2 protein-coding genes are annotated in these 1,058 nt (G+C 49.6%); both read left to right on the top strand.

Going from position 1 to position 1,058, the window contains the following annotated elements:
• A partial coding sequence (locus ACTHUM_RS15070; RefSeq protein WP_440403298.1) for an alanine:cation symporter family protein occupies positions 1-254 on the top strand: 254 nt, incomplete at its 5' end.
• 269 nt (positions 255-523) lie between these two features.
• Positions 524-1,058 (top strand): type II CRISPR RNA-guided endonuclease Cas9 (gene cas9, locus ACTHUM_RS15065; RefSeq protein WP_440403297.1); only part of this gene is annotated, 535 nt, incomplete at its 3' end.

Below are 1,058 nucleotides of genomic sequence, written 5' to 3'. Positions count from 1 at the left end.
CCGTTTTCCGTATGCTGGTTTTGGCATGGGTCTACTTCGGCGCAGTTGCCAACGTACCCTTGGTATGGGATATGGCAGACATGGCCATGGGCATCATGGCATGGATTAACCTCGTCGCCATCCTGCTCCTGTCCCCACTTGCCTTCCTGCTGTTGAAAGACTACACAGCCAAGCTGAAAATGGGTAAAGACCCAGAGTTCAAACTCTCTGAACACCCAGGCTTGAAACGCAAAATCAAATCCGATATCTGGTAAAACCAAAGGCCGTCTGAAATTTCAGACGGCCTTTTTAATCCCTGCCATTTAGACAAAACGATGCCCCTTAAAGCAGAAGCCTTAAGGGGCAGAGCGTTGCGGCACATCTTTTCAGACGGCCTTATTGTAGCAACGTTTCTCATTTCGCAGTGCAACAATATGGACAGATTCTAATTCCAAATCGGTACCTAGTCAAGTATTTCATTTGCATGGTAATACTTACCTAGGATATATTTATACTTACCAAACATCATATTACGGAGAAACTGATGGCTACATTCAAACCCAATCCAATCAACTACGTCCTCGGCCTCGATATCGGCATCGCATCCGTCGGCTGGGCGATGGTAGAAATTGACGAAGAAGAAAACCCCATACGCCTGATTGATTTGGGCGTGCGCGTATTTGAGCGGGCCGAAGTACCAAAAACAGGCGACTCTCTCGCAGCGGTAAGACGCTTAGCACGCAGCGTCCGCCGCCTGACCCGCCGTCGCGCCCACCGCCTGCTTCGGGCCCGTCGCCTATTGAAACGCGAGGGCGTATTACAGGCTGCCGATTTTGATGAAAACGGCTTGATTAAATCCTTACCGAATACACCATGGCAACTTCGCGCAGCCGCATTAGACCGCAAACTGACGCCTTTGGAGTGGTCGGCAGTCTTGTTGCATTTAATCAAACATCACGGCTATTTGTCGAAACGGAAAAATGAAGAGCAAACTGCCGATAAGGAGCTTGGGGCTTTGCGTGCAGGTATGAAGAGTAACACTCAAGCCTTAAAGACAGGCAATTTCCGCACTCCGGCCG

The sequence above is a fragment of the Neisseria sp. P0021.S006 genome, from assembly GCF_051956895.1.
Note: the sequence above shows the minus strand (reverse complement) of the source record. Positions and strands in the feature narration are given on the sequence as shown.